Here is a 2,638-nt window from a genome sequence, read left to right as displayed (position 1 = left end):
GTCAGTTGTCAGTTGTCAGGAGCATGGCTGCGGCAGAAAGTGTGTCAAGGGTTTTCAACAACTGACAACTGACAACTGACAACTGACAAATAACAAAAGGCCCGCACTAAGGCGGGCCCTTCGATACTGCCGATCTAGTGTAGCGATCAGCGCTTCGGACGCAGACCGTACTGATCCAGGTAACGCACGTCCGAATCCTCGACACGGCCCAGCTCCCAGGCTCCACGGGTACGGGCATGGCGTACAGCGGCATCCACGTCACCCTGCGACGGATTGAGTTCGACGGTGAAACGCTGGCCGGGGTAGATCAGATCGGCGTCGCGGATCTCGGATGCGTTGGCCCGGTAGATCAGCGGCCACTGGTACGGATTGCCGTACACGGAGCTGCGGCCGGAAATACGCCACAGGCTGTCGCCACGCACCACCTCGTAAATCATGCTGGTCGGCGGCGGCGGGGGCGGTGTCGGTTCCGCCCTTGGCTGCGGGGCAGGCGCGGGGGCCGGCTGTGCCGGCGGTGCGGGTTCCGGCTCCGGGGCCGGCTCCTGGGTCGCTGCACATCCGACGGTGAGCCCGAGCACCATGGCACCGACAAGCGCAAGCCGCAACTGGTTGGATTTCATTTGTTATGGCTCCTGTTTATCTGGAATTATTCTGAGCAGACAACAACATATCTGACATAGACGCAAGCTACCACCACGCCCGCAAGATGGTCAAGAACTATGGGAGACGGGCGTCACGGAACGAAACACCCGCAACCGCTGAAAGCTGTGGCTCACAACACTGGAGGGAACCAACAAGGTTTCCCTCGCCGCGATTCATTCCCGCCCCAGGGCTTCCCGCCGGGCATTGACGGCGTGTCGTCTGGCCCGGTCGGCCTTCTCCCGGGCCGCGCGATAGTCCCCGGCGTTCAGCAGGGCCTCCGCGGACTCCAGCAGTTCCCGGGCGACCAGGTAGCTGGGCAGCTGCCGCTCCTGCGCGCCGGCCTGTTCGGCCGCCCGCAAGGCCTGGCGGGCGTCGCTCATTTCCTGCACGGGTGCCGTGGCGGCGCACCCGGCGAGTGCGGCAAGCGACAGGTATAATGCCAGGGACGCTGCGCGAGGCAGGGAGTTGCTCCACATGGGATGGTGTCGTGCGTGCGTGATCGGAAAGGGGCGACGAACGCCGGTTCGATCAGACGCTATCACCACCCCCCTGAAGCGTCAAGGCACGGCAAACCGCCGAAAATCAATGGCAACAACACCAGGGCAACCTCATGTCGACCCAGACTTCCCCCGTCGTCATCTACCACAATCCGCGCTGCAGCAAGTCCCGGGCAACCCTCGAACTGCTGCGCTCGAAAGGCATCGAACCCCGTATCGTGGAGTACCTGAAGACACCGCCGGATGCGGATGAACTCGATCGCATCCTGCGCAAGCTGGACATGGAGCCGCGGGAATTCATGCGCCGCAAGGAACCTGAGTATGCCGAGGCGGATCTGGACGATCCGGGACTCACGCGCGAGACCCTGATCCGCGCCATGGTGCAGCGGCCGATACTTATCGAGCGCCCCATCGTGGTCCATGGCGACCGGGCCGCTATCGGGCGACCGCCCGAGAACGTGCTGAAGGTGCTCTAGCTATGCGGGCTAGCGCGAGCGAGATCCTCGTCGTTTACTACAGCCGCTACGGCGCCACGGCGGACATGGCACGGCACGTGGCCCGCGGCGTGGAGTCCGTGGACGGCATGCAGGCCAGGCTGCGCACGGTTCCGCCCGTCTCGGCCACCTGCGAGGCGGTGGCGGCCGACATCCCCGCGGAGGGGCCTCCTTACGCCACCGCCGATGATCTCGTCGAGTGCGCGGGCCTGGCACTGGGCAGCCCCACCCGGTTCGGCAACATGGCCGCGCCCATGAAATACTTCCTGGACGGAACCGGCAGCCAGTGGCTTTCCGGTGCGCTCGCCGGCAAGCCGGCCGGCGTGTTCACGTCCACGGGTACCCTGCACGGCGGACAGGAAAGCACGCTGCTCAGCATGATGATCCCGCTGCTGCACCACGGCATGCTGATCGTGGGCATCCCCTACACGGAACCGACCCTCACCGACACGCGCACGGGAGGGACACCGTACGGCCCCAGCCACCTGGCGGGCCCCAAGGGGGACCTGCCCCTGAGCGAGGACGAGAGGGTGCTGTGTCATGCCCTGGGCCGCCGCATTGCGACCGCGGCGCGCGCGCTGGGCACTGCGGGCTGATGCGACTTGCCAACAGCCTGGCCCTGGCGGGGGTGCTGGGGCTGTTCGCCCTGATCCTCATCTGGAACGCCTGGCTCGCACCACCGCAGGTCCTGCCCCGCGCGCTGGTGCTGTTGCTGATGCTGACACCGCTGGTGCTGCCGTTGCCGGGCCTGCTGGCGGGACGGGCATATACCCACGCCTGGTCCGCCTTTCTGGCGATGCTCTACTTCGTGATCGGCGTCTTTCATGCCGCCGGCCCAGGGGCCGAGCGGGGATACGGCTGGCTGATGATCTGCCTGAGTCTGGTCTGGCTCGGTGCCGCGGGCATCTACCCGAGACTGGCCCGACGGCAGCTGCAGCAGAGCGACTGACAGCGCTTAACCCGCATATCTCACCGGGATCGCGGGAGCAGGCGAAGGATTCGGGT

5 protein-coding genes are annotated in these 2,638 nt (G+C 65.7%); 3 read left to right on the top strand and 2 right to left on the bottom strand.

The window, feature by feature from the left end; translation table 11 throughout:
• Window positions 1-146 precede the first annotated feature (146 nt).
• Window positions 147-620, bottom strand: a complete 474-nt coding sequence (locus tag B1C78_RS17800) for a LysM peptidoglycan-binding domain-containing protein (protein WP_245795339.1) — start codon at window positions 618-620, stop codon at window positions 147-149.
• 195 nt (window positions 621-815) lie between these two features.
• Entirely contained in the window at window positions 816-1,118 is a 303-nt protein-coding gene (locus tag B1C78_RS06330; protein ID WP_077278312.1) for a DUF4398 domain-containing protein, read from the bottom strand.
• Window positions 1,119-1,252: 134 nt separating this feature from the next.
• Here B1C78_RS06330 and arsC point away from each other — a divergent pair, with 134 nt between their 5' ends.
• The 3 genes from arsC to B1C78_RS06315 are packed head-to-tail and all read left to right on the top strand — an operon-like array spanning window position 1,253 to window position 2,582.
• A complete protein-coding gene (arsC, locus tag B1C78_RS06325; protein WP_077278311.1) occupies window positions 1,253-1,615 on the top strand; it encodes an arsenate reductase (glutaredoxin) in 363 nt (120 codons plus the stop codon).
• Window positions 1,616-1,617: 2 nt separating this feature from the next.
• Entirely contained in the window at window positions 1,618-2,229 is a 612-nt protein-coding gene (gene wrbA, locus B1C78_RS06320; protein WP_077278310.1) for an NAD(P)H:quinone oxidoreductase, read from the top strand.
• Window positions 2,229-2,582 carry a DUF2069 domain-containing protein gene (locus B1C78_RS06315; RefSeq protein ID WP_077278309.1) on the top strand — a complete coding sequence of 118 codons (354 nt, stop codon included), beginning with the start codon at window positions 2,229-2,231 and terminating at the stop codon, window positions 2,580-2,582. The genes wrbA and B1C78_RS06315 overlap by 1 nt, the downstream gene beginning before the upstream one ends.
• Window positions 2,583-2,638 lie beyond the last annotated feature (56 nt).

The organism is Thioalkalivibrio denitrificans (assembly GCF_002000365.1).
GTDB lineage: Bacteria > Pseudomonadota > Gammaproteobacteria > Ectothiorhodospirales > Ectothiorhodospiraceae > Thioalkalivibrio_A > Thioalkalivibrio_A denitrificans.
This window is presented reverse-complemented; position numbering and strand designations above follow the sequence as displayed.

What these genes read in the sequence shown, in the direction of transcription:
- B1C78_RS06315 (WP_077278309.1), top strand. Translation starts at nt 2,229, where the DNA reads ATGCGACTTGCCAACAGCCTGGCCCTGGCGGGGGTGCTGGGGCTGTTC.
- B1C78_RS06330 (WP_077278312.1), bottom strand. Translation starts at nt 1,118, where the DNA reads ATGTGGAGCAACTCCCTGCCTCGCGCAGCGTCCCTGGCATTATACCTG.
- arsC (WP_077278311.1), top strand. Translation starts at nt 1,253, where the DNA reads ATGTCGACCCAGACTTCCCCCGTCGTCATCTACCACAATCCGCGCTGC.
- B1C78_RS17800 (WP_245795339.1), bottom strand. Translation starts at nt 620, where the DNA reads ATGAAATCCAACCAGTTGCGGCTTGCGCTTGTCGGTGCCATGGTGCTC.
- wrbA (WP_077278310.1), top strand. Translation starts at nt 1,618, where the DNA reads ATGCGGGCTAGCGCGAGCGAGATCCTCGTCGTTTACTACAGCCGCTAC.